This window comes from Pseudomonas sp. MCal1, assembly GCF_026341415.1.
In the GTDB taxonomy this organism is placed as follows: Bacteria; Pseudomonadota; Gammaproteobacteria; order Pseudomonadales; family Pseudomonadaceae; genus Aquipseudomonas.
Map to the genome: position 1 here is coordinate 457528 of NZ_JAKUMP010000002.1, position 25059 is coordinate 482586.

The 25059-nt window shown below is 60.0% G+C and carries 18 protein-coding genes; 12 read left to right on the top strand and 6 right to left on the bottom strand.

Translation table 11 applies throughout. The features are described 5' to 3' along the window. Window positions 1-79: 79 nt before the first annotated feature. Window positions 80-1534 (top strand): TrkH family potassium uptake protein, encoded by a 1455-nt coding sequence (locus tag MKZ87_RS05410; RefSeq protein ID WP_085699555.1) that lies wholly within the window; start codon window positions 80-82, stop codon window positions 1532-1534. On the opposite strand, the gene MKZ87_RS05415 is transcribed toward MKZ87_RS05410, so the two are convergent. Then, on the bottom strand, window positions 1491-2552 hold the full coding sequence (locus tag MKZ87_RS05415; RefSeq protein ID WP_266200379.1) for an AraC family transcriptional regulator: 1062 nt from the start codon (window positions 2550-2552) through the stop codon (window positions 1491-1493). The genes MKZ87_RS05410 and MKZ87_RS05415 overlap by 44 nt on opposite strands. Before the next feature lie 167 nt (window positions 2553-2719). On the opposite strand from MKZ87_RS05415, the gene MKZ87_RS05420 reads away from it, so the two are divergent. Then, window positions 2720-3031: a DUF962 domain-containing protein gene (locus tag MKZ87_RS05420; RefSeq protein ID WP_266200380.1), complete on the top strand. Its 312-nt coding sequence runs from the start codon at window positions 2720-2722 to the stop codon at window positions 3029-3031. A gap of 24 nt (window positions 3032-3055) precedes the next feature. Beyond that, window positions 3056-3646 (top strand): HD domain-containing protein, encoded by a 591-nt coding sequence (locus MKZ87_RS05425; protein WP_085699561.1) that lies wholly within the window; start codon window positions 3056-3058, stop codon window positions 3644-3646. 117 nt (window positions 3647-3763) lie between these two features. On the opposite strand, the gene MKZ87_RS05430 is transcribed toward MKZ87_RS05425, so the two are convergent. Next, complete coding sequence (locus MKZ87_RS05430) at window positions 3764-4579, bottom strand: UDP-2,3-diacylglucosamine diphosphatase (protein ID WP_007958385.1); 816 nt, start codon at window positions 4577-4579, stop codon at window positions 3764-3766. Between the two features lie 132 nt (window positions 4580-4711). On the opposite strand from MKZ87_RS05430, the gene MKZ87_RS05435 reads away from it, so the two are divergent. Both MKZ87_RS05435 and MKZ87_RS05440 read left to right on the top strand, forming a co-directional pair. After that, the gene (locus MKZ87_RS05435) at window positions 4712-5476 is read left to right on the top strand and encodes a helix-turn-helix transcriptional regulator (protein WP_085699563.1); all 765 of its coding nucleotides are present in this window, start codon (window positions 4712-4714) and stop codon (window positions 5474-5476) included. Between the two features lie 71 nt (window positions 5477-5547). Beyond that, window positions 5548-6441, top strand: coding sequence for a DMT family transporter (locus tag MKZ87_RS05440; RefSeq protein WP_266200381.1), 894 nt, complete (start codon window positions 5548-5550; stop codon window positions 6439-6441). On the opposite strand, the gene MKZ87_RS05445 is transcribed toward MKZ87_RS05440, so the two are convergent. Beyond that, window positions 6435-6722 (bottom strand): SelT/SelW/SelH family protein, encoded by a 288-nt coding sequence (locus tag MKZ87_RS05445; protein WP_085699568.1) that lies wholly within the window; start codon window positions 6720-6722, stop codon window positions 6435-6437. The two genes, MKZ87_RS05440 and MKZ87_RS05445, sit on opposite strands and share 7 nt — an antisense overlap. Window positions 6723-6792: 70 nt before the next feature. Here MKZ87_RS05445 and MKZ87_RS05450 point away from each other — a divergent pair, with 70 nt between their 5' ends. Continuing rightward, window positions 6793-8982 (top strand): patatin-like phospholipase family protein, encoded by a 2190-nt coding sequence (locus tag MKZ87_RS05450; RefSeq protein ID WP_085703316.1) that lies wholly within the window; start codon window positions 6793-6795, stop codon window positions 8980-8982. Window positions 8983-8988: 6 nt separating this feature from the next. Here the strand turns inward: MKZ87_RS05450 and MKZ87_RS05455 are convergent, their stop codons facing one another. From MKZ87_RS05455 to recQ, 3 genes are all read right to left on the bottom strand, one after another. Further along, a complete protein-coding gene (locus MKZ87_RS05455; protein WP_266200382.1) occupies window positions 8989-10770 on the bottom strand; it encodes a FimV family protein in 1782 nt (593 codons plus the stop codon). 127 nt (window positions 10771-10897) lie between these two features. Beyond that, a complete protein-coding gene (locus MKZ87_RS05460; RefSeq protein WP_085683049.1) occupies window positions 10898-11332 on the bottom strand; it encodes a MarR family transcriptional regulator in 435 nt (144 codons plus the stop codon). A gap of 134 nt (window positions 11333-11466) precedes the next feature. Continuing rightward, window positions 11467-13596 carry a DNA helicase RecQ gene (gene recQ / locus MKZ87_RS05465; protein WP_085703315.1) on the bottom strand — a complete coding sequence of 710 codons (2130 nt, stop codon included), beginning with the start codon at window positions 13594-13596 and terminating at the stop codon, window positions 11467-11469. Between the two features lie 276 nt (window positions 13597-13872). Here recQ and MKZ87_RS05470 point away from each other — a divergent pair, with 276 nt between their 5' ends. The 6 genes from MKZ87_RS05470 to MKZ87_RS05495 form a co-directional block, all read left to right on the top strand. Further along, window positions 13873-14460, top strand: coding sequence for a YecA family protein (locus MKZ87_RS05470; RefSeq protein ID WP_007958400.1), 588 nt, complete (start codon window positions 13873-13875; stop codon window positions 14458-14460). Between the two features lie 10 nt (window positions 14461-14470). Continuing rightward, window positions 14471-14866, top strand: coding sequence for a YbaN family protein (locus MKZ87_RS05475; protein ID WP_227234804.1), 396 nt, complete (start codon window positions 14471-14473; stop codon window positions 14864-14866). A 118-nt stretch (window positions 14867-14984) separates the two neighbouring features. Then, entirely contained in the window at window positions 14985-18998 is a 4014-nt protein-coding gene (locus MKZ87_RS05480) for an RCC1 domain-containing protein (protein ID WP_266200383.1), read from the top strand. A 70-nt stretch (window positions 18999-19068) separates the two neighbouring features. Further along, window positions 19069-19977 carry a hypothetical protein gene (locus MKZ87_RS05485; RefSeq protein ID WP_085699581.1) on the top strand — a complete coding sequence of 303 codons (909 nt, stop codon included), beginning with the start codon at window positions 19069-19071 and terminating at the stop codon, window positions 19975-19977. 31 nt (window positions 19978-20008) lie between these two features. Further along, window positions 20009-21604: a hypothetical protein gene (locus tag MKZ87_RS05490; protein WP_266200384.1), complete on the top strand. Its 1596-nt coding sequence runs from the start codon at window positions 20009-20011 to the stop codon at window positions 21602-21604. Between the two features lie 124 nt (window positions 21605-21728). Further along, on the top strand, window positions 21729-25059 hold a 3331-nt coding region (locus MKZ87_RS05495; protein ID WP_266200385.1), incomplete at its 3' end, for an Ig-like domain repeat protein.

Below are 25059 nucleotides of genomic sequence, written 5' to 3' on the forward strand. Positions count from 1 at the left end.
GTGATCCAGACGCGTCGGTTTACATGCCTTGCACCGCAGGTAGAATGGCGCCCTTCCCACATCAGCCCGAGCGGACTTCATGGCGTTGCCGACCTTACGGATCATTGGTTTCATCATCGGCATCTTCCTGATCACCCTGGCCATCGCCATGGTCGTGCCGATGGCCACCCTGGTGATTTTCGAGCGCACCGGCGATCTGCCGTCGTTCCTCTGGGCGAGCATGATCACCTTCGTCGCCGGCCTCGCGCTGGTGATTCCGGGGCGTCCGGAACACATCCACCTGCGCCCCCGGGACATGTACCTGCTGACCGTCAGCAGCTGGCTGGTGGTGTGCATTTTCGCCGCACTGCCGTTTTTGCTGACCCAACACATCAGCTACACCGACTCGTTCTTCGAAAGCATGTCCGGCATCACGGCCACCGGGTCGACCGTGCTCAATCATCTGGACGACATGTCCCCCGGCATCCTGATGTGGCGCTCGCTGCTGCACTGGATCGGCGGCATCGGCTTCATCGGCATGGCGGTGGCGATCCTGCCGCTGCTGCGTATCGGTGGCATGCGCCTGTTCCAGACCGAATCCTCGGACCGCTCGGAAAAGGTCATGCCCCGCTCGCATATGGTGGCGCGGCTAATCGTGGCGGCCTACGTCGGCATCACGATTCTCGGCAGCCTGGCGTTCTGGTGGGCCGGGATGAGCCCGTTCGATGCGATCAACCACGCGATGTCGGCAATTTCCACCGGCGGGTTCTCGACTTCCGACCAGTCCCTGGCCAAGTGGACGCAACCGGCGGTGCACTGGGTGGCGGTGGTGGTGATGATCCTCGGCAGCCTGCCGTTCACCCTGTACGTGGCAACGCTGCGCGGCAACCGTCGGGCGCTGATCAAGGATCAACAGGTGCAGGGTTTGCTCGGCATGTTGCTGGTGACCTGGCTGGTACTCGGCACCTGGTACTGGTGGACCACCAACCTGCATTGGCTGGACGCGCTGCGCCATGTGGCGCTGAACGTGACGTCGGTAGTCACTACCACGGGATTTGCATTGGGGGACTACAGCCTGTGGGGCAATTTCTCGCTGATGCTGTTCTTCTATCTGGGTTTCGTCGGTGGCTGTTCCGGATCGACGGCGGGTGGGATCAAGATCTTCCGCTTTCAGGTCGCCTACATCCTGCTCAAGGCCAACCTTAACCAGCTGATTCACCCACGGGCGGTGATCAAGCAGAAGTACAACGGTCACCGCCTCGACGAAGAAATCGTCCGTTCGATTCTGACCTTTTCGTTCTTCTTCGCCATCACTATCTGCGTGATCGCCCTGCTGCTGTCGCTATTGGGCGTGGACTGGATGACTGCGTTGACCGGCGCCGCCAGCACCGTGTCCGGCGTCGGTCCCGGCCTGGGCGAGACCATTGGCCCGGCCGGCAACTTCGCCAGTCTGCCGGATGCGGCCAAATGGATTCTGTCGTTCGGCATGCTGCTCGGCCGATTGGAGATCATTACGGTGTTTGTACTGTGTATTCCGGCGTTCTGGCGTCACTGATCGCGTTCGGCGCTCCCAGCAACCGCGCCCGGTAATCGCCGGGCGTGGTGTCGAACCAGCGACGGAAGGCGCGGAAGAAATTGCTCGGATCGGCAAACCCCAGCAGATAGGCAATCTCCAGCAAGGTCATGCTCGGCTGCGCCAGGTATTGCTCGGCGAGTTCGCGGCGGGTGTCGTCGAGCAACTGCTGAAAACTGGTGCCCTCCTCCTGCAAGCGCCGTTGCAAGGTTCGCTGCGACAGATGCAGGGTCTGCGCTACCGTATCGCGCTTGGGCTCGCCCTGGGGCAGCAAACGACACAGGACCTGGCGTGCTTTGTGAGTCACGCGACTTTCCGAAAACCGCGCCAGATATTCCCCGGCAAACCGGTCGTGCAACAGCGCCATCGCTTCGTTGGCGGTGGGCAGTGGCGCTTCCATGTCGGCCCGTTCGAAGATCAGCGCGTCGTACGGCGCGTTGAACACCAGCGGTGCATGAAAGGCTTGTTTGTAGGGTTCAAGATCATCCGGCTCGTCGCCCTGCACCAGCACTTTGCGCGGGTGCAGCATGCGCCCGGTCAGCCAGCCGCACAGCGCCAGCGCGCAGGCCAGCGAGGCTTCGGCACTTTGCCGGGTCGGCGGCAGGTGATCGCCATGCACCGTCAGAATCAGCGCATAACCTTCGTCGAGCAGGCGAAAACTCAGGTCGGCACTTTCGGCAATGATTCGCTGATAACGCACCAGTCGCTGAAAACCTTCGGCCAGCGTATTACTGGACATCAGCGCATAACCCGCGACATGGAACGAAGCCGGCCGCACCACTTTGCCCATGTTCAGGCCGATGGCCGGATTGCCGGACAGCTCGACCGCCCGTTGCCAGAGTCGGGTCATGGAATCCTGTGGGAAGCGTGCATCCGGATCATCCAGCGCCGCGTAATCGAGCCCTAGCTGTTTGAACAGAACCCGGCAATCCAGGCCGTCCATTTCCAGTGCTTTGACAATCCCCATTGCCCAGCTTGCAGAAGTCGTTCGTTCGCTCATGGCGTTTTTTCTTGGATGACATGATGAGCCGCATTCTACGGCGGATTTTCCAAGGATAGTAAAGTGGCGCCGATTGTCACTGGCCGACGCCATTGATCACTCTAGACTCAAATAAGCTACCCGCCGAACAACTTGCAATCAGAACAACAACCACAGAGATCGCAGTCGTGGAAACCATCAGGCATTTCAACAGCTTCGCCGAGTTCTATCCGTATTACCTCAGCGAGCACAACAACAGCACCTGCCGTCGCCTGCATTTCATCGGTACGACGCTGGTGATCTTCATTCTTGCCCTGACCATTGCCAAGGGCGCCTGGCTGCTGTTGCTTACGTTACCGCTGGCGGGCTACAGCTTTGCCTGGGTCGGCCATTTCTTTTTCGAGAAAAACCGCCCGGCCACCTTCCAGCACCCGTTCTACAGCCTGCTCGGCGACTTCGTCATGTACCGCGACATGATCCTGGGCCGCGTGCCGTTCTAGAAATTCCGACCAAGAGGATTGCCGATGAATGCCACTGCCCGTTTCACCCACATGAAGGACGGTACACAGGACGACTGGGCGATCATTGCGGCGGACTTCAGCGCCTACGCCCGCCAATTACCGGGCCGGATCATGGCCCACCTGAAACTGCTGGAAGGCGATTTCGGCGGTTTTCCGGTGGATCGCCTGACCCACTCGCTGCAAACCGCAACCCGCGCCTTTCGCGACGGGCGCGACGAGGAATACGTGGTCTGCGCCCTGCTCCACGACATCGGCGACACCCTCGGCTCCTACAATCACCCGGACATCGCCGCCGCCATCCTCAAGCCGTTCGTCAGCGCCGAAAACCTGTGGATGGTGGAAAAGCACGGAATCTTCCAGGGCTACTACTTTTTCCATCACCTTGGCATGGATCGGCACCTGCGCGAGCAATTCAGCGACCATCCGCAGTTTCTGGCAACCGCAGAGTTCTGCGCCAAATACGACGCGGCGGCGTTCGACCCCGAGTACGACACCTTGCCGTTGAGCTTCTTCGAACCGATGGTGGAAAGACTGTTCGCCCAGCCGAAAAACTCGATCTATAAAGCGGCGATGGAAGAGCACACCCCCGCATAAAGACAATCCCGATCCATTGTGGGAGCGAGCTTGCTCGCGAATGCGGAGTGTCAGTCAATACTGCTTTGTCTGATGTACTGCATTCGCGAGCAAGCTCGCTCCCACAGGGGCCGTCGCTCAGGCCAGCTCGGCAACCTTCGCGGCTTTCAATTCGGCTTCCCGCGCCTGTGCATCAGCCAGGCGATACAGTTCGATCGTGCCGTCCCAGTGCTCGATCAGCGCCGTGCAGGACTCCACCCAATCGCCACAGTTGAGGTAATCCACCTCGCCGACCTTGCGGATCTCGGCGTGGTGAATGTGCCCGCAGACCACGCCGTGCAATTCGCGCTTCACGCATTCGTGGGCGATGGCTTCTTCGAAGTCGCTGATGAAGCTCACCGCCGTCTTCACCTTGTGCTTGAGATAGGCTGACAGCGACCAGTAGCCGTAACCGTATTTCGCCCGCCAATGATTGAGCCAGCGGTTGAGGGTCAGGGTGAATTCGTAGGCCGAATCGCCGAGAAACGCGAGCCAGCGGTGATAGCGGGTGATCACGTCGAACTGGTCGCCGTGAATCACCAGCAGATGCCGGCCATCAGCCGTGACGTGCACCGCCTCGTCGACCAACTGGATATTGCCCAGAATCAGTTTTGAATAGCGGCGCAGGAATTCGTCGTGGTTACCGGTGACGTAAATCACCTCGGTGCCGCGTTTGCTCATGGTCAGCAAACGGCGGATCACATTGGTGTGCGCCTGCGGCCAGTACATGCCACCGCGCAGCTTCCAGCCGTCGATGATGTCACCCACCAGGTAGATCTTGTCGGCGTGATAGCCCTTGAGAAATTGCGACAGATGCTCGGCCTGGCAATCCCGCGTGCCCAGGTGCACGTCAGAGATCCACAGGGTGCGAACCCGTTGTTTACGGCTGGGTCTGGCGAGCTCGGCGCTGGTCATGGGCAACCCTCTGCGATGTTTTCGCCACTGTGCGCGCGCCCGGTTAATCGACCATGACAAGCATGCGTCAGTCGTGTGACAAACGCGCCGCCCCTGTGCCGGTGTAGACTGGCGGCTCGCCCGGAGACCACCATGCAACCGATCCTGACCCTGCGCCATTACAGCCACGACCTGATCGCCCACAGCCACAACCACGCGCAACTGGTGTTCGGCCTGTCCGGCGCGCTGGATTTCGAAGTCGCAGGGCGTGGCAGTCAGGTAATGCAGCAGAGCTTCGTGGTGATCCCCGCCGGTGCGCATCACGCGTGCGGCAGCCCCAAGGGCAGCCGCTGTCTGGTACTGGATGTGCCCGACGAACAATGGCTGACACGCTCACTGGGCGATCACGCCGATGCCAGCCGCCGACTGCTGGACAACGCCGCCCGTTTGTCGCTGGACGCGGGGCAAGGTCAATTGGTCAACTGGCTGGCGAACAGCCCGGTGGACGATCCGTTGATTGCGCAACAGGGCGCGGTGTTGCTGCTGGCAAGCCTGAACCACGTGCCACCCACCGAGATCACCGCGCGCCGCCTGCCCTTTGCGGCACTCGATGCGCACATCGAGCAGTACGCGGCTTATCCGCTGCAAGTCGCGGATCTGGCGCGCGTCGCCGGGTTATCCAGCGCCCGGCTGCATGCGCGGTTCGTCGCCGAATGCGGGCAAACACCGATGGACTACATTCGCAGCCGACGCCTGCACAAAGCCGTCGCGCTGTTGCGCAACACCACGCTGCCCGTCGGTGAAGTGGCCTGCCGAGTCGGCTACAACTCGCAAAGTGCGTTTTCGGCCGCCGTCCTGCGTGAATTTGGTATCTCTCCTACACAATTGCGGCGCGAGGCTGACGACAAAAGTCGATAGCCTGCCGACAGACTTTCCCGTCGGGACACGCTTCAATGTGTGCCTGTAATGGTGTTTGAAAAAGGACTGCAATGACTCCCCGTACCGCCCTGGGCGCCCTGCATATCGGCGCACTGATGTTCGGCCTGACCGGCGTCTTCGGCAAACTCGCAGCCGCAACGCCCGCGGTCATCGTGTTCGGACGCGCCGCGTTCGCCGTGCTGGCCCTGGCCTTTTTCGCCCGTTTCGCCCAACAGGGCGGCTGGCAGAAATTGCAGGCCGTCGACTGGCGACGACTGGCCCTGAGCGGCGTGCTGCTGGCCGGCCATTGGGTAAGTTTCTTCATTGCGGTCAAGGTCGCGGGCGTCGCCATCGCGACCCTGGGTTTCGCCAGTTTCCCGGCCTTCACGGTGATCCTCGAAGGGCTGATCTTCCGCGAGCGCATCCGCGCCAATGAAATCATTCTGGTGGCGCTGGTCAGTGTCGGGCTGGTGCTGGTGACGCCGGCATTCGATCTGGCCAGCGGCGCGACTACCGGCCTGCTCTGGGCAATCCTGTCCGGCCTGCTGTTTTCCCTGCTGTCCCTGACCAACCGCGCCAGCTCCGGACGTATCCCGGCGGTGCAGGCGGCGTTGTGTCAGAACGTGGTGGTGGCGCTGTGTCTGCTGCCGGTCGCGGCGCCGCAACTGAGCCAAGTGCGCGCCATCGACTGGGTGTGGATCGGTCTGCTCGGGGTGTTCTGCACCGGCGTTGCCCACAGCCTGTTTGTCGCCAGCCTCGCGGTAATCAAGGCCCGCACGGCCGCGGTGGTGTTCGCCATGGAGCCGGTGTACGGAATTACCGTGGCCTGGCTGCTGTTCGATGAAAATCCGACCCTGCGCATGTTGATCGGCGGCGCGTTGATCATCGTTGCCATCGTGGTGTCGAGCCGGATGTCAGGCAGCAACGACAAGAAAACCGTCGAGGCCGAGGCGACCTCTCACTGAGTACGATCGTTGTGGCCCAAGTCGCGATCAGGGTCGATCTGGTCGCGCACCCGCTGCTTGAGCACCTTGGCCTCCGGGAAACCGCCGTCGGCCTTGCGTTCCCAGATCTGCACGTCGTTGCAGGTAATGTGGAATATCCCGCCGGTGCCCGGCACCAGCGACACTTTGCCGAGATCATCGCCAAAGGTGCTGAGCAGTTCTTGCGCCAGCCACGCGGCGCGCAACAGCCACTGGCATTGAGTGCAATAGGTAATGACGATTTCCGGTTTTGTGTCGGTCATGCGCTGAAACTCCTGAGCCAGAGGGGCGCCGCTATAATAGCCGGCTTTATCGCTCGCCCCGAGACTCACGATGCGTCGTCTTCTGATCTGCCTGCTGCTTGGTTTCCTTCCCCTGTTCGTTCATGCCAGTGAGGCAACACGCCCGAAAGTCGGCCTGGTGCTGTCCGGCGGCGCGGCCCGTGGCCTGGCGCACATCGGTGTGCTCAAGGCCCTGGAAGAACAAGGCATCAAGATCGATGCGATTGCCGGCACCAGCATGGGCGCGGTGGTCGGCGGCCTGTACGCCTCGGGCTACAAGATCGACGAACTGGAAAAACTCGCCCTGACCATCGACTGGCAGCAGGCACTGTCCGACGCCCCGCCCCGGGAAGACGTACCGTTCCGGCGCAAGCAGGATGACCGCGACTTTCTGGTGAAACAGAAACTGAGCTTTCGCGACGACGGCAGCCTCGGCCTGCCATTGGGCGTGATTCAGGGCCAGAACCTTGCGCTACTGCTGGAAAGCCTCTTGGCCCACACCAGCGACACCCGGGATTTCGACAAGCTGCCGATCCCGTTCCGCGCCGTGACCACCGACATCGCCAACGGCGAAAAAGTGGTGTTCCGCAAAGGTCACCTGCCCCAGGTGATCCGCGCCAGCATGTCGATCCCGGCGGTGTTCGCCCCGGTCGAACTCGACGGCCGCCTGCTGGTGGATGGCGGCATGACCGACAACATCCCCCTCGACGTGGCCCGGGAAATGGGCGTCGACGTGGCTATCGTGGTCGACATCGGTACCCCGCTGCGCAACCGCAAGCAACTGGTGACCGTGGTCGATGTGCTGAACCAGTCGATCACCCTGATGACCCGGCGCAACTCCGAAGAGCAACTGGCGACCCTGCATCCCGATGACGTGCTGATCCAGCCGCCGCTGGCCAGTTTCGGCGCCACCGACTTCGGTCGGGGCCAGGAGATGATCGACGCCGGCTACCGCGCGACCAAGGCTCTGGACGTACGCCTCGCCCGCCTCAAACCCGTGCAGTCGCAGGACGCCGAACTCAATGCCGCCCGCGCGCCGGGCCAGCGCACGCCGATCATTACCGCAATCAAGGTCGAGAACGACTCGAAAGTCGGCGACGACGTGATCCGCTACTACATCCGCCAGCACATCGGCGAGCCGCTGGACCTGGGGCGTCTGCAAACCGACATGGGCACGCTGTATGGCCTCGACTACTTCGAGCAGGTGCAATACCGCGTGGTCCACAAGGGCGCGGATCACACGCTGGTGATCAGCGCGCGGGGCAAACGTACCGGCACCGATTACCTGCGGGTCGGCCTCAATCTGTCGGATGACATGCGCGGCGACAGCGCCTTCAACCTCGGCGCCAGTTACCGAATGAACGGCATCAACCGCCTCGGCGCGGAATGGCTGACTCGAGCACAAATCGGCGATAAACAAGAGTTGTACAGCGAGTTCTATCAGCCGCTGGATGTGGGCTCTCGCTATTTCGTGGCGCCTTATGCGTCGTTCGCCGCGCAAAACGTCGACTCGGTTCTGGACAACGATCCGATCGCCCAGTATCGCGTCGAGCGCTACGGCTTCGGCCTCAACGTTGGCCGGCAGATCGGCAACAGCGGCGAAGTGCGCTTCGGCGTCGGCGAGGCCTGGGGCAAGGCGGATGTGCGGATCGGCGATCAGGATCTGCCGAGCGAAAACTTCAACGAAGGGTTCTATGCGCTGAAGTACTCGTTCGACTCGCTGGACAACGTCTACTACCCCCACGAAGGCGAAGACATCGGCCTGACGCTGGTGCAGTTCGAACCGAGCCTGGGTTCCGACACACGCTACCGGCAGTGGGAGTTCAAACTGGACAAGGCCATGAGCAGCGGCCCGGACACGCTGATCCTGGGCGGTCGTTACGGTCGCACGCTGGACGATGCCAACGTGGTGACCTCCAGTTTCCTGCTCGGCGGCGCCCGGCAATTGTCGGGTTTCCGCGAGGATGCGATCTCCGGGCAAAACGTTAGTCTGATGCGCGCGGTGTACTACCGCCGCCTCACCCCACGCTCGTACCTGCCGCTGGACTTCCCGTTGTACGCCGGTGCGTCACTGGAACGCGGCCGGGCGTGGAACAACGACAATGAGTTCGACAGCGGCTACATCAACGCCGCCAGCGTGTTCATCGGTTTCGATACGCCGCTGGGGCCGCTGAATTTCAGCTATGGCCTGAACGATGCGGATGAGCAGGCGGTGTACCTGAACCTCGGGCAGACGTTCTGACCGTCGTCAGCGAATCCCGGCCAACAGCGTGCGCGCCGTTTGCTTGAGAGGTTCGTCAGCCTCTTTGAGCAGTTCATTGAGCAAGGCAATGGCGCTATCGATATCGCCGTCATCGATGCAGGTCTGGGCCTGTTCGAGTTTGCCGGCGTTCTCGGCGTCCGAGGGTTCGGGTTCCGGGGCTTGCAGTTCCAGTGGCTCCAGTGAGAGCGCTGGGCCGGGATCGCCAAACTCGTTAAGAAAGTCCTCGTCCAGCGGCTGCGTTTCTGGTTCGACGATCCATTCCAGTTCAGCGGTTTCGGCATCGTCGGCCAGGGTTTCCGGCAGCTCGAAATCCTGTGGCAATACCTGCAGATCGGAGCCCAGCGTCGATGGAGCCTGCTCAGGTTCGGCGCTGGCCGGGCGAGTTTCCTCAAGATCCCAACTGGAGGCCATCGAGAGCTGGTCCAGATTCAGTTCGAAATTGTCTTCGACTACCGGTTCGACAGGCCCGGAGGATTCGATCGGCAGCTCGGCAATCACCGGGGCCGCCGCCACCAAAGGTGCGGCGCTGACCAGTTTCGGGTAGCGGGCGCGAATCTCCTGCAAGCGCTGATCCTCGACCCCGAGCTGACGCAGACGGGCTTCCTGCTCGTCATAGGCCGGCGAGTCGCCTTGCCGCCCCAGCACTTCGAGCAACTGCACGCCGAGGTCAATGCGCTCCGGCTCCCGCTGCAATGCATCACGCAATAAACCGGCAGCCTCGCTCAAGCGACCGTAGGCCAGATAAATGCCGACCGCTTCCAGCACATCGCCGTTGGCGTGGTCTTCGCGATGTTCGACCGCACTGTGCACGGCACTCGGCTGCATCGCTTCGGTGTCGTCGACCGGGAGTTCGTTTCGTACCGGCAGGAACGGCAACGGCGCAGCAGTCCCTTGCGCCTGCTGGCGTTGCCGGCGCACGTACAGCCCTGCCACCGATAATCCCAGGACCAGCAACAATCCGCCGAGCAGCGGCCAGTTGAGTAAATCCTCCTGAGACTCGACCGGGGCAATGACCGGCGCCGGCACAGGCGCCACGGGTGTTGCGGGTGCCGGTGGTGCCTGTTGCACTTCAATCAGACGGGCCTGCAGCTCGCCGAGCTGTTTCTTGCCGTCAGCGATCAGCACTGCCTGGGCCTGAAGCTTCACGTTCAATTCATCGATGGTTTTTTGCAGTTGCTGGTTCTGCACAAGGCTCGCCGCCAATTGCTCGGCCTGCGCGTCAGCGACCGGGGCCGGTGGCTGCACGGGTGCAGCAGGTTTGGCCGGCGTCGTTGCGGAGGGAGCCTCGGGGGTCGGGAATTCCGACGATTGCGCACGCGCAGTCGGCTCGTCGGTGGCCGGGACTATTCCCGGTGAGCCCGGCGGGTCGATCAGCACGGTGTATTCGCGCAGCAGGTGCCCATTGGGCTGATCGAGTTGCACCAGGAAATTCAGAAAGGGTTCATTGACCGGTTTACTGGAGGTCACCCGGATCATGTTGCGATTGCCGCGCAGAATCGGGGTGAACTTGAGGTCATTGAGAAAGAACACGCGTTCGATACCGGCGCGGCCAAACTCGTCCGCCGAGGCCAGACGGATCGCCAGATCGCTTTCGCTGACGGCCCCGACATCCACCAGGGCGATGTCAGCCTTGAGTGGTTGATTGAGGGCCGAATGCACGGTGATGTCACCGAGCCCCAACGCCAATGATGCGGTGGACCAGGTGAGAACACCGGCCACCAACAGTGAGTTGGTGCAACGCAGTACCACGTGCCGACTTCCGAGCATGAGCATCCCTTAAATAAGCAAAACCGACTTCTATGCGTTCGCACATCCGGTACGAACACGATATTGCCCAGTAGTTCTTATAGTCCGCCCAGCGCGATCTCTCAAAAAAACGGCACGCGGTTATGCCTCAAGACTTTTCCAGGTTGGCCAGAATGTGCCCGTGAACCCGCATGCACACCTTCATGTCGGCCTCATCGATACCCTCGAACAATTCCTTGCGCAGTTGCGTGGCGATGGTTTCAATCTGTTCGATCAGCGGCAGGGCCGGTGAGCACAACACGATTTTCTTTGCCCGACGGTCTTCCATTACAGACTGGCGTTGCACCAGTCCCTGGCTTTCCAGGCTGTCGAGCAGACGGGCCAGGGTCGGCCCTTCGACGCCGACGCTTTGCGCCAGCTCACGTTGGGTCGGCGCCTCTTCGAAACGCGCCAGATGCAGCAGCACCAGCCAGCGCGCCTGGGACAAACCCAGGCCGGCCAGCCGGCGATCCAGTTCGGCACGCCAGCCTCGGGACATCTGGGCCAATTGCATGCCAAAACGGTGTTGATCGGTTAACGGCATAAAACACTCATGATTAGACTGAACAAATAGAGAAAAACTAATTATTAGTCAGCTAAGCATGACATTTGCCTATAGGCAAGAGGCGCCCCGTACTGAATCGTTACAACCGCATGAGGGTTGGCACAAACGCCCTCTTACATTTCAAACTCCGATTGCAGCGCAGCCCGCACGCAGTACAGCACGCCTTCCGGTACACGACCGGCAAACAGCTCGGCCACTTCGGCGACGGACGGCAGTTCGCCTTCGCCGTCCAGGAATGCGTCCTGGACTTCACCCATCAGGTCTTCCGGCAAATCCAGCGCCTGTTCCAGCGACAACTGCTGCTTGCCGATGGCTTCGGCGAGCATGGCGTAGACGTTTTTTTCCGAGCACTGCAACTGACCGGAAATCTGCAACGGTGTCATGCCGGCGCGGGCCAGAGTGATCAGTTCGTGGCGCACGTCGGCCACGACTTTCGGTGCCTCGGCCTCGCCGCCGAGCACTTCGAGGAAAGCTTCGCCGTAACGCTCCAGCTTGCGCGCACCGACGCCGCTGACCCGGGCCATGTCGGCCAGCGAGGTCGGCTGGCTGCGGAGCATTTCCAGCAGGGTCGAGTCGGGGAAGATGACGTACGGCGGCACGCCGTGTTCTTCCGCCAGTTTGCGCCGCAGGGCACGCAACGCTTCCCACTGTTCGCGCTCTTCGCCACGCACGAGCTGGCTGGCCTGGCTCTTGCTGCCGCTCTTGGCGGTGATTTGTGGCTTGAGGTCGCGGCGCAGCTCCAGGCTCACTTCGCCCTTGAGCAGCGGCCGGCAGGTGTCGCTCAAACGCAGCCCGCCGTAGCCTTCATGATCGACGTCCGCCAGGCCACGGGCGACCAATTGGCGGAACAGCGAACGCCATTCGCTCTCCCCCAGCGCCTTGCCCACGCCGAACACAGACAGGTGCTGATGGCCGAAGCTGCGAACCTTTTCGTTGTCTTTGCCCAGCAACACGTCCACCAGATGGCCGACGCCGTAACGCTGCCCGGTGCGGTAGATCGCCGACAGCGCCTGACGCGCAGGCTCGGTGGCGTCCCAGGTCTGCACGCCGTCGATGCAGTTGTCGCAGTGGCCACATGGCTCGGGCATGTCTTCGTCGAAATACGCCAGCAGTGCCTGACGGCGGCAGCGGGTTTCTTCGCAGAGCGAGAGCATGGCGTCGAGTTTGTGCTGCTCCAGACGCTTATGGCGTTCGTCGCCCTCGGAGTTCTGCAGCATCTGCTTGAGCATCACCACGTCTTGCAGACCGTAGGCCATCCACGCGTCCGCCGGCAGGCCGTCACGGCCTCCGCGCCCGGTTTCCTGGTAATAGGCTTCAAGGGATTTGGGCAGATCAAGGTGAGCGACGAAGCGCACGTTAGGCTTGTCGATACCCATGCCGAACGCCACGGTGGCGACCATGATCAAGCCTTCCTCGTTGAGGAAGCGCTTCTGGTGATAGGCGCGCAGATCGTTGGGCAGACCGGCGTGGTACGGCAGCGCCGGGAAGCCCTGCTCGGTGAGAAACGCGGCCACCTCTTCGACCTTCTTGCGCGACAGGCAGTAGACGATGCCGGCATCGCTGCGCCGCTCGGCGAGGAACGCCAGCAACTGCTTGCGCGGCTGCTCCTTGGGCACGATGCGGTAGAAGATGTTCGGCCGGTCGAAGCTCGACAGGAAACGCTCGGCGTTCTGCAAATGCAGCCGGGTGACGATTTCTTCCCGGGTACGCTTGTCGGCGGTGGCAGTCAGGGCGATGCGCGGCACGTCGGGGAACATTTCCGCCAGTTGCCCCAGTTGCAGGTATTCCGGGCGGAAGTCGTGGCCCCATTGCGACACGCAGTGCGCTTCGTCGATAGCGAACAGGGCGATGTTCAAGCCTTGCAGAAATGACAGCATCCGCGGCTGCACCAGACGCTCCGGCGCCAGATAGAGCATTTTCACTTCGCCACGCTTGATCCGGTTGGCGAGGTCGCGCTGTTGTTCAGCGCTTAATGTGGAGTTCAACGCGGCGGCGGCCACGCCCAGCTCTTCGAGGGTGGCGACCTGATCGTCCATCAGCGCGATCAGCGGCGACACCACCACCGCCAGGCCGTCGCGCAGCAGCGCCGGCACCTGGAAGCACAGCGACTTGCCGCCGCCGGTCGGCATCAGGACAAGGGCATCACCACCACTGGCCACGCGCTCAATGATTGCACCCTGACGGCCACGGAAACTGTCGTAGCCGAAGATGTCCTTGAGGACGCGTTGAGCCTGTTCGAGCATAAAAACTCCAAAAATCCACCGAAACATCCCTGCACAGGCTGGTTCAAGACAGCCGAGGCTGCTTTAAACAAAACGTAAGGGCGCATTGCATGACGCCGTACGGATTCAGCCGCGACACCGGCAGGGATCGCAAAGCGCGGCAGTATACCCGAGCCCTCCCCGGCAAAGGGCACCGCCGATAAGAAGCTTGTGCGGGCAAATCTGCCGTGCGGCTGGCTTGAGGGCTCAAGAAGGCCTAGAATTCCCGCATTGTTTATTCCCCAAGGTAGCCCTTTAATGTCCTTCGCCGAGCAACTAACCCGCCTGCAAGTCTTCCTCGACGCCGACGAGCTGCATGAAGAGGCGCTGGACTACGTGGCCGCTCACGGTTACCTGACTGCTTTGTCGATCTGCGCCGATGTGGTGCCGGATCGTGAGTGGATCGACGCCCTGTTCGCCGAAGAGCCGCATTACAGCAGCGAAGCCCAGCGTGAAGAGATCGAAGCCACGCTGATCGGCCTGAAAGCTCACATCGCCCGCCAACTGGCGTCGGATGAAGAATTCGAGCTGCCATGCGAACTGGACCTGGGCGACGACCCGGACGACTCAGAGCTGCGCGGCTGGTGCATCGGCTTCATGGAAGGCGTGTTCCTGCGCGAAGCGGCCTGGTTCGAAACCGCCGAGGAAGAAGTCAGCGAAATGCTCCTGCCGATCATGGTCGGTTCGGGCCTGTTCGACGAACAGCCTGAATTCGAAGACATCGCCAAAGACGCCAACCTGATGGACGACATGATCGTGCAGATTCCAGAAGCCCTGACCGCGCTGTACCTGCTGTGCCAGGCACCTGACGAAAAACCGGCGATCCTCAAGCCACGTCACCACTAAGATCCGGCCTATGGACAACCCCATAGGCAAGCGCCCCCTGATGTTGCGCTACATCCTGCTGGCCACCGGCTGGCTCAGCGTGGCATTGGGGGTGATCGGGATCTTCCTGCCTGTTCTCCCCACGACTCCCTTCCTGCTGCTGGCAGCTGCCTGCTTCGCCCGCAGCTCTCCGCGTTTCTATCAATGGCTGGTCGAGCATCCCCGGCTCGGGCCATGGATCCGCGACTACCTCAATGGCAACGGCATTCCGCTCAAGGGCAAGGTCTACGCGATCGGGCTGATGTGGGCGAGCATTCTGTTCTCATGCTACCTGGTGCCGCTGCCGTGGGCGCGCGGGTTCATGTTGACGAGTGCGGTGTTGGTGACGGTCTACATTCTGCGACAGAAAACCCTGCACAAACGCTGAGCGCTCACCAACCGTTCGTCGAAAAAACCTGCGCACCTGTCAGATCTGACAGTAGCCAGGCGATCGATTTCAATCCTTAAATCACTCCGTCGCCCATCCCTCGACAGGAGTGTCAGCCATGTTGAAAAAACCTGCGAAAAGAGTTGCCACCCTGGCTCTTGCCGAGCTGGAAATCCCCGACAAGCAACCAGAACCATTGCCTTCCGGTGAGTGGGGGATCAATCGGGCTGCGGCGATGGGGGTACACCCCGAACAAGGACTGCAGACTTACATCTCGCCATGGACCGAGATGGGCATCGGTGACGACGTCGAACTGTTGAAGGATGGCAATGTCGTTGCCCAGACCACCATCAGGGAAGCCGCCGAGGTGGGCCAGCGCGTAACGCTGTTCGTCGCCCCCCGGCACGCCCAGACCGGCTCGCATACCCTGAATTACCGAGTCAAACGACTCAATCAAGCGTGGGAAATCCAGACTCCTCCGACCAAAATATACGAAAAACTCGAGATTCCGGGGGGGCAAGATACGTTGCCAGGCCCTGGCCACTCTGAGTTGTATATGTATATCGATCCGGAAATCGTCAACGGTGTCGTAGATAAGGACATAGCAGAGGCGGGTGTGCCGATCATCATCCGTTCCGAGTCCGGCACCGCCCCGCCTTACCCCAATGCCGCCGTCGGCGATATTCCGGAGATTACCTGGGGCGGTTATCCCAAAAAATCCGCACCGCTGACCGCCGAGCAGATCAATGACCCCAACAACAACCCAATCGAAATCGTGGTGGATAAAGCACTCATCGAACTCGCCGGCGACAGCGATGAAAGGGGCCTTGGTGCGGCCTTCATTGTGAAGGACATAGTGAAAAACGTCGCAGACGACTGGTCTAAGGAAACCCGGATCGTAGTCTCGGTGGGCACAAATCTTCTGCTCGCCCCTATTGTCCAACAGGCCATCAACAACGTGCTTGATCTTGAGAAACTGGGTGACGACAAGGTCATCATTCAAGTGGTGGCCAGAGCCCCAGACTTCAAGCTAGGCGACAACATCGGACTGAAGATGCGCGGTACCACGGTAGAGGGCGATCCGATCGAAGCCGTGGCTCCCTTAGTGGAGATCGACAACTTGCCACACACCTACGAGTTGCTAATCGAGAACTCGGATGCGCGAAAGCTGGCAAAAACCCAAGCCACTTTCTCTTACCGCCTGGAACGCAATGGCAGCACCGATCCGCTTCAATCCAAAGGCCAGTTCGTGCAGATTGTGGGCGAAGCCGATCAACTGGCGGCCCCGATTCTCGACGACGCACAAAATGGTGCGATTCCCGACGACCTCCCGAGTACCACTTTGCGAATCCCGCACAATCCGGTCATTGAAGTCGGTATGGCAATCGAAATCAGATGGTTCGGCACGCGCCCCAATGGCACTACCTATGATCCCAGCTTCGAAGATGAATGGTATTTCCCGGACCAGTCCGAGGTAGACAACCCGAACGGTTTTGGCATCCCCATTGACGGCAAACACATTCACACCCTCAAAGGCGGAAAAGTCGTCGCGTCCTATACATTGCTGATGGACAAGGACGGCGAAATCATCAGGCGCCTTTCCCGACCTGCTACCTCCGTCAATGTCGGCGAACCGCAGTTTGAACTGGTCAAGCCCATCGTTCTGGGAGAAGTGAATGGTGGACTGGAACCCGGCGACTTGCCCGCAGGCGCCAGCAGACTGACCGCACCAAGACCCACAGGTACTCCAAGTAAAGCCAAGGACGAGGTGACGTACACCTGGGACGGTGAGGTCACCGGCAAGATCGAAGACACGATCACACTGAATGCACTCTCGGCCAACAAGGATGTTAATTTCACACTGAATGCCGCATTCGTAGCTGCGCATATTGAGCCCAACCGCGGAAAAAAAATTACTGCGTCCTACAGGATCTGGCGCTTCGAAACCGATACCACCAGCTACTCCAATCCGCTGACCTTTGTCGTAGGCCAGGCAGAGCAACCACTGCTGGATCCAGCGGAAGTGGTGCAAGCCCCCGATGGAATCCTCGACCCCGCCAATGCCCCGGACGGTGCAACCGTCAGAATTGCCGCAAACCGGCCAGAAAACGCTGGCGATCATTTCTACATGACGTGGGCCACCACGGACGGAGTGACGGTGCACACGGACGACAAATCCATCAGCGGAAACAACAAGGGCAAACCCGTCGAGTTCCCGGTTGACCGGGCCACCGTGCTGGCCTGCCTGAACAAGAATGTGGTGATCAGTTATTACGTGGAACTGTTCGAGGGTGGCCAGCGCCGCGGTGATGATTATCCGCTGAGAGTCGAGGCAACGGAGTCCAAACTGCCAGACGCCACGTTCAAGGAGGCAACCGGCCCTCAAAAAGATCAGTTGAATCCGGATGATGTTTATCCAAACGGCGCGACGGTGGTGATACCGGCAACCGCCCTTCTGAAGGCAGACGATAAAATCACGGTAAAGGTAGAGGGGAAAACCACTTCCACGTACCCGCATACCGTGACACCCGGGCAGGCCGACAAAGAGCTGGCCGTGATCAAGGTGCCGCATAGCGTGATCGACGCCAACGACGGGCTAAGCATCGCCTTGAGCTACGAAATCCAACGCAAGGCCGGCGGAACCGATGGTCCTTCCAACCCGACGGTCTACGATGTGCGCAAGGTGATCGGCAGCGGCAAGTTGCTGGTCATGGGAGCCCGCTACAACAAGGGGATTTATCGGGAGAGCAGTTCCAGCTGGCTCATATCCGCCTTCAATGCACAGACCCTGCAACGCGTGCAGGCCGAGTGGAAATACGCCGACGACAGCACCTGGACAAAAGCGGATACCTGGGTTGATAGCGATCCGTATGCCCCCTTGCAAGTTCGCACCAGCGACGACCAGGTCACCCTGAACAGAGTGAATGTATTTGGCACCGGTGGCCCGGGCACTCCCGCCGATGACGGGGCATTCGTGGCGTTGCGGGACAAAAACAATCTGGCAGCCTGGGGTAACCCGTTGAATGGCCAGAAAATCCCGCCAACCTTTCAGACGTTCACCGACATTGCCAAGGCTGCTTGTTCCGGCAGTTCTTATGCGGTGATTCGTACCAACAACTTCACTGTCGCCTGGCCCGGGTCTGCAGGTCAGGGTGGAGAAATGGGCTCGGTGGTTCCTACGGACTTCAAGCTGCTCGCCGGCAACAGCGTGGCTATTGCAGGCATCAAAACCAATGGAACAGTCCATGCCTGGGGCAATGTTGAGAGAGGCGGGACCCCGTCCGCCGAAATCCTGGCCTTGAGAGATGCAGTCGAACTGGCGCCAGCCGGATATGCTTTCGCCGTCCTCAGAGCAACCGGTCAAGTGATGGCCTGGGGACTTGGGGCGGGGTATGGCGGTGTTGTTCCTGCAGAGATCGCCAGCCTCACCGATATCAAACACGTGATTGGCAATGGCTTCGCTTTCGCTGCACTTCGGGAAAGCGGCAGTGTGGTCGCCTGGGGCGATACTGCGAAAGGCGGCACCGTATCCGACGATGTCGCCGGCCTGACCAACATCAAGGCGCTTGCCTGTGCAAATGCTCAAGCTTTCATCGTCATACTCATGAGCGGACAAATCGCGGGTTGGGGACCTGCCACCTATGGCGGGACAATACCTGCGGATATCCGCTCCTTGACGGATATCATCTCAGTCGTCGCCAGTTCGAATGCGTTTGCAGCGCTTCGGCACAGCGGTCACGTCGTCGGATGGCCCGAGGCTAATTCGGGTGGGCTGATACCTGACACGATCGCCGGCAGGGACGATCTTGTTCAACTGGCCGCCACCGCTGGAGCGTTCGCCGCCGTGTGCAAAGATGGAACCGTGGTGGCCTGGGGAGACCCATTGCTCGGAGGAGATACCACGCCCGTCGTCACCAAGTTGGTAAATGTCACTGCAATCTACGCCAACCGTCATGCCTTTACCGCACTCACTTCCGACGGCGAAGTCGTGACCTGGGGCAATGCTCTCGCCGGCGGCGACAGCAGCGCCGCTCAAGACCGGCTCAAAGGCCAGGTGTCGTACCACGCCAATGCGGCCACCCGCGGTCTGGCGCTCAAGGCCAGCCGATTGGCCAGGCTCAATACCCTCTGACCCCCTCGACGATGCCTTGCCGTGCGGCGCTCACCCGAGCGCCGCCTATCTGAATTAAGGAGAGGGTGACATGAGCCAGACCAACAACAATCTGCGGGAGCCAACTGTAGACGAAGCGCCCAACGGTATTCTGGATCCGCAAACGCTTCCTCCGAAGGGAGCGACCGTCAGGATAAAACCCTGGATACCCATGGTGTTCCGCGATCACGTTTACTTGTACGTCGGCGACACCTACACCGATGACCTGCCCATCAGCGCCAATGCCGTCGGCAAAGATGTCGAGTTCAATGTAGAAGCCCGGGAATTTGTTGCCGATGAGAATCACATCGTGCGGATTCGCTACGAAGTACAGCTGTACCAGAGCACTCGCGAACGTTCGAACATCCTGGATCTGAAATTGCAGACGGGTTTCGACGCCGCCGCCACACTGGATCTGAGCAATGACAACTACGTCGTCTCCGTCGACAAGCCACCGCTTGCCCCTCCCCCGGCGGCGCGCATGACCCGTGAAGCCACTTGGGGCCAGGCTCCCTACACCTGGGACAGCACCGATCCGCTGATTGCCAGTGCCGATGCACAATCGGGCGAGATCACCGCCCTGCGCAACGGCACCTGCAGGATCCGCGCGACCGACAGCCAGAGCCAGAGCAGAGAGTACCCACTGACCGTCAAGGGCATTCAGGAGGTGCACTTCCTAAGTGCCGGTGCGGATTGGGAGGGCATGACCAGAATCTGCACCGCTGCAAAGCTGCAACCGATCACCCTCGCCCAGACGAAACGGCTATGGACGCTTTACTTCCCCGACAGCGGACCCGTCGCGGATTTCCTTGAGTGGTTGAACTACCCGGTATGGACCGCCGACGTCTTGGGCGCCAACACCGCCTGGACGTACGACCTCAACGGCTCCTCGGTCAATGACAACGCCACCAGCCAGGACACCGCCTCGTTCTGGCAGGTTCTGGGTGTCTCCAGAGATTGAACGCGGTGACCGAAAGCTTGTGGAGCACACCATGCAAAAGACGTCTCGGATCAAGTTTCTGCTGCTCGCGTTGTTGCTGTTCAGTGGTGTCAACCACGCAGCAACCGGTCCAGAAACCGCACATCTGCTCAACCAGCGCTACCAGAACACCACAACCCAGTGTCCTGGCGACAACCCGGCGTATTTTTGCAGCGGCGTGTTGCTGCGCGGCAGTGAGGGCACGCAAGTATTCTGGAAACACTCGGCAAACGCCGTACAACTGGGCGCCGAGGGTTTCAATTACCTGCGCGCCGATCTTGATACTCGCTCGCTGTCGCAAGCATACGGTGCCGTGTTCAGCGATCAATTCACGGCCATCGGCCAGGACAAGGCACTGGATGTGCTGTGTGCCTACCCGTTCGAGTTTGCGGTTCAGGGCACGCGCCCCGATTTCGGTTGCGGGTGGACAGCGACGGTCAAAGCTCAGGATGCCAGCTCCTGCACGACTCAGGGTGCGACCGACGTCCAGAGCTGGCTTGCGCACTTTGCACAACAGGGCAATCAGCCTGCAAAGCAATGCTCGCTCAGCACTCAAGACCCTGCGCAGTTCAGCGCCAGCCTGGTCGCACACCAACGGATCGGCACCGAATGGTCCGTCCAACCTACGCTGCTGCAAATAAAGAACTGGGACGACCAGGCTCCGAAGCAACTGCCACTGCAAGGCCTGTTCTACGACGTGACGAAGAGTGGCTCATTGCTGGGCGCACAAAAGGATCAACGCGACTATTTCAACGCCACCGGCGACTGGCTGCCGATCCTGCGCATGGACCTGAGCCGGAAACCGGATGCGGTGTTCGGGTTCAATCAGCAGGATCAGTTGTACATCGGCTATCAGGTCGCGGCGAATCTGAATGCCCGCTACGCCAATACGACCATGACATGCCCAAACAACGAAGCCGCCTACAAATGCAGCGGAGTCTTGATACGCACGACCAGTGCAACACCCGAATACCATGCGTGGAATTCCAGTCCCGGGTCGGTGGAGCGCAACGGCGTTTCTTTTTCCTATTTGCGAGCCGACATTTACCTGCCCATTCTGGCCTGGTCAAAGCCGCAGGGTCTGATCCTCAAGGAGCTGTCTGCACCTGCGGCTTATCCTCTGACACTGCGCTGCGCATGGCCACATGACGCTGCTACGTTTTATCGAAGCGATAGCTGTAATGAATCATCACGAACCCCTTTACCCAGTCATCCATGCGATGAGCAAGGTATTACCACGGTTGAGGCATACCTCACTCATTTCAACGCACTGACCGATCGTTACGCCGGATGCAGCCTCAAAGGCGAGCAAGCGCCCTTCGCCGTAAGCATTCAAGTTCGTGCATTGTTTTCGGCGCAGGATCAACGGGTGCATAACGAATCCATCATCGCGGACTGGCCGCAAAACATTCCGGAAAAAATTCCGCTTCAGGCGTTTTTCTACACCAGTGTCTTGGGTAAGCCGAGCGCCCGTTACTTTCAGAAGGATTACTTCGAGCAAACCGCAGGTTACCTGCCGGTGGTGCAATTGACTTTCAACGCAGCAGATAACGCCTACAGGTTCGAATTCGATCCGCAAGACCAGCTTGTTGGCGGGGAAACACCGTGAGTCTGGACCATTGGTCGAAAACCTGCGCTCACCTGTCAGATCTGACAGTACCTCTCCCTCCTCCCCTCAGGTTCAATAAAAAACCGTCTGCGATCCCATTGCGTGCTCGTTCAGGAGTTTCGTCATGCCCACCAAAAGCCTGCTTCTGTTTCCCGATCTCAATCAGCCCGTTACAAGGGTGCTTCGGCCCATGCAGATCAGCGGCGCAGTCGCGCCAGTCGTGGATGCCGATGGCGGGATCAATATTGCAGTGGTCGAGGAAAGCGCCAACGGCGTGTTGTGCGTAATTGTGGCGTACCTCGACATGCTGGAAGGAGATAAAAATATTGTTTACTGGGACGATGTCCCGGTGTTCACCCGAATGGTTGAAGCGGGGGAAAAAGACAAGCACCTGTTCTTTTATCTGCCCAAAGCGCTGTTCTCTCCCGGTCTGCATGAATGCTTTTATGAGTTGACCCGGTTTGGCGAAACCGCGCCGGACGATCCCTCTGTGTTGTCACTGTTTCGGATCAAACTCACCAGCCCCGGTGGCCGAGACAGGGAACCCCATCTACCCGACGGGCACTCCGAACTGCACATCGCGCAACTGCCGCAGGAAATCATCGATCAGGGAGTGATCGACGCCGAGTGGGCGAAAAAAGGCGTTCCGCTGACTGTTCGTGCCTACCCGGAAATCACACTGCGAGACACGATTCTGATGCGCTGGGGCAGCCATACCCTGGCGCCGCACCTTGTTACACAAGCTCAGGCAGAGGGCAAGGACCCCATCGTGATCGTCGCCAAACAGGAAGACATTCTGGCCGGTGGCGACAGCCCGACGCTGGAAATCAAGTACGACCCTCACGATGAAGTATGGAACTGGTCTTCCCGACACTCCAAACGCACTCGGATTGCCGTCGACGCCGGCGCCTGGCGGCTGCAAGCCCCGATCATCAAGGAATCGGTTAATGGGATCATCACCATCATCAACTTGAATAAGGAGAACGTCACGGTCCAGGTCCCTATCGCGGGTTCAGATTTCGCGCTGAAAGATTCAATTGAAATGACCTGGATCGGCACCCCTTTTACTGGCAAGCCGTTGATTCACACCGAAACCAAACTGGTGGAAAGCATCCCGAGTGTCTTGCCATTCGAGGTGCCGTACGCGCAAGTCCGCGCCATCGCCATGGGCCGGGCTGATGCCTCCTACGTGCTGACGAAAGCGGACGGAAGTCCGCCGCTATCCTCCAAACGCGAATTTGCCGACGTGGTGGGTGACGTTTCAATGCCGGACGCACCGACGATTCTCGAGTTGCTGGGCGACATACTCGAGCCGCACAGGCCTTACGCCACGGTGCGAATCGGGTACGCAGCCATTGCCAATGGCGATCTGGTCGCCGGTCACTGGATAGGTGAAAAGTCCAACGGTCAGCCCTATGTCCATGAGTTCACTCATGCCGTCAGTGACAACGAGGCAAAAGAAAGCTTTTTCACTGTTGACGTCGGCGCAGAGCACATCAACGTGCTCGACAACGGCCGTCTCGATCTTTGGTATACCGTGTCCAATGACAAACCGGAGTTCTACGGCGTCAGTGATTCAGAGCATCTGTTGGTCAGGGTACAAGGCGTCATCGCGACACTGCGCAGGCCCGAGGTGGAGGAAGCCGGCAAAAATCCAGATGTGCTCGACCCATCCAAAGTCTTCGATGTCGTCCACATATTCATCGAAAATCCGCCGACGCAAAAAGACGACATCGTGACCTGGTATTGGCAAGCGACCCATCCGTTCGGCAGCATCAGCGACTGGGTGCCCATTACGGCGCTGAGCGCCGGTAACCCGCTGCGTTTTCGAGTGCCTGCAGAGTACGTCACGCGCAATATCGGGCAGTACGTCAAGGTGCGTTACTCGCTAAAGCACGCGACCACAGGTTTATACAGTCACTCCGCCGTACTCGACCTGCTGATCGGGTCGCTCGTAGGTGAATTGCCACCGCCACAAGTCAAACAGGCACCGAACGCCATACTAAAAGCAATGGATGGGCTGAATGGTGTTGATGTCAACGTCAGCTACGACACTATGGATCCGGCCCTCGATATCATTCCCCTACATTGGATCGGCACTCCAGGCGCTGGTACATCAACAGATCTTGAGCTGCCCGGGCACAGCAGTGGTAGCGTGAACTTTCACCTTCCCCTGACGATTATCGGTCCAAATATCAACAAAACTGTGGACGTGAAGTACTTCGTGCGCCGCTATGGCCACGAGACAGAATCAGAGTCGTTGGGCCTGAGAGTAACGGGATTCGACGACCCCGAGAACGATCTGCCTCGCCCACAAGTGCGTCAGTCAGCCAACCAGATTCTCGACCTGATGACGTTCAGTGGCGATGCCAACACGCTCGTATCCAAGTGGCATTACATCGCACTCAAGCAACGCATTTGGCTGAGGCTGGAAGGCAAGACAGCAGCGGGCAGCGACCACGTCATCCGGATGCTCGATGGCGTCGAGATCACGCCGGCGCAGGTCAGCAGCGGGCTGAATGAAGTGCTGCTCAGAAGCGAGTTGATGAAACTGGGGCATTCCACACCGGCAAACGTGATTTGCAAAGTCTCGTTTGATGGCACCAATCAGGAAGTCAATGCGATTGAGTTCCCGAAATTATCGCTGACGATCAGAACCCGGTACGACTGGCTGACGCCGAAGATCACCCATGTGACTGACGCCAATGGGGAGGTTACAGAGGGCGGCGAAACCTTCTTTGAGCAGGTCACCATCAAAGGCACCGCGACCCGGGATGAGAAGGTCGAGATTTTCGATGGCTCCACCTCGCACGGCAATGTTGACGTTGGGGTTGATGGCATCTGGAGCAAGACCCTGCTCAACCTCCAGATCAAGGATTATCACATTACAGCTCACGCTCTATATGCAGCGGACCCGGTTTCCAGCCTGATACGGGCCTTTACGGTGAAGGCGGCGGTGCCACCCACCATCACCAATGCCCAGGATTCCAAAGGCACCGTGATTCCAGATCGCGGCACCACCGTCGACACAACCGTGAAACTGACGGGCAGCGCCAGCAAGGGCGAGCAGGTGGAGATCTTCGACGGCGCCGCCAGCAAGGACAACGCCACAGCGGACCCATCGACCGGCATCTGGACCAAGGACCTTACGGGCCTGAGCGTGGCAGCGCACAGCTTCACCGCCAAAGCACTGTATGGCGCGGGTCAGACTTCGGGGGCACGGACACTGACCGTGACTGCGGTGGTGGCCCCCACCATCACCAATGCCCAGGATTCCAAAGGCACCGTGATTCCAGATCGCGGCACCACCGTCGACACAACCGTGAAACTGACGGGCAGCGCCAGCAAGGGCGAGCAGGTGGAGATCTTCGACGGCGCCGCCAGCAAGGGCAACGCCACAGCGGACCCATCGACCGGCATCTGGACCAAGGACCTTACGGGCCTGAGCGTGGCAG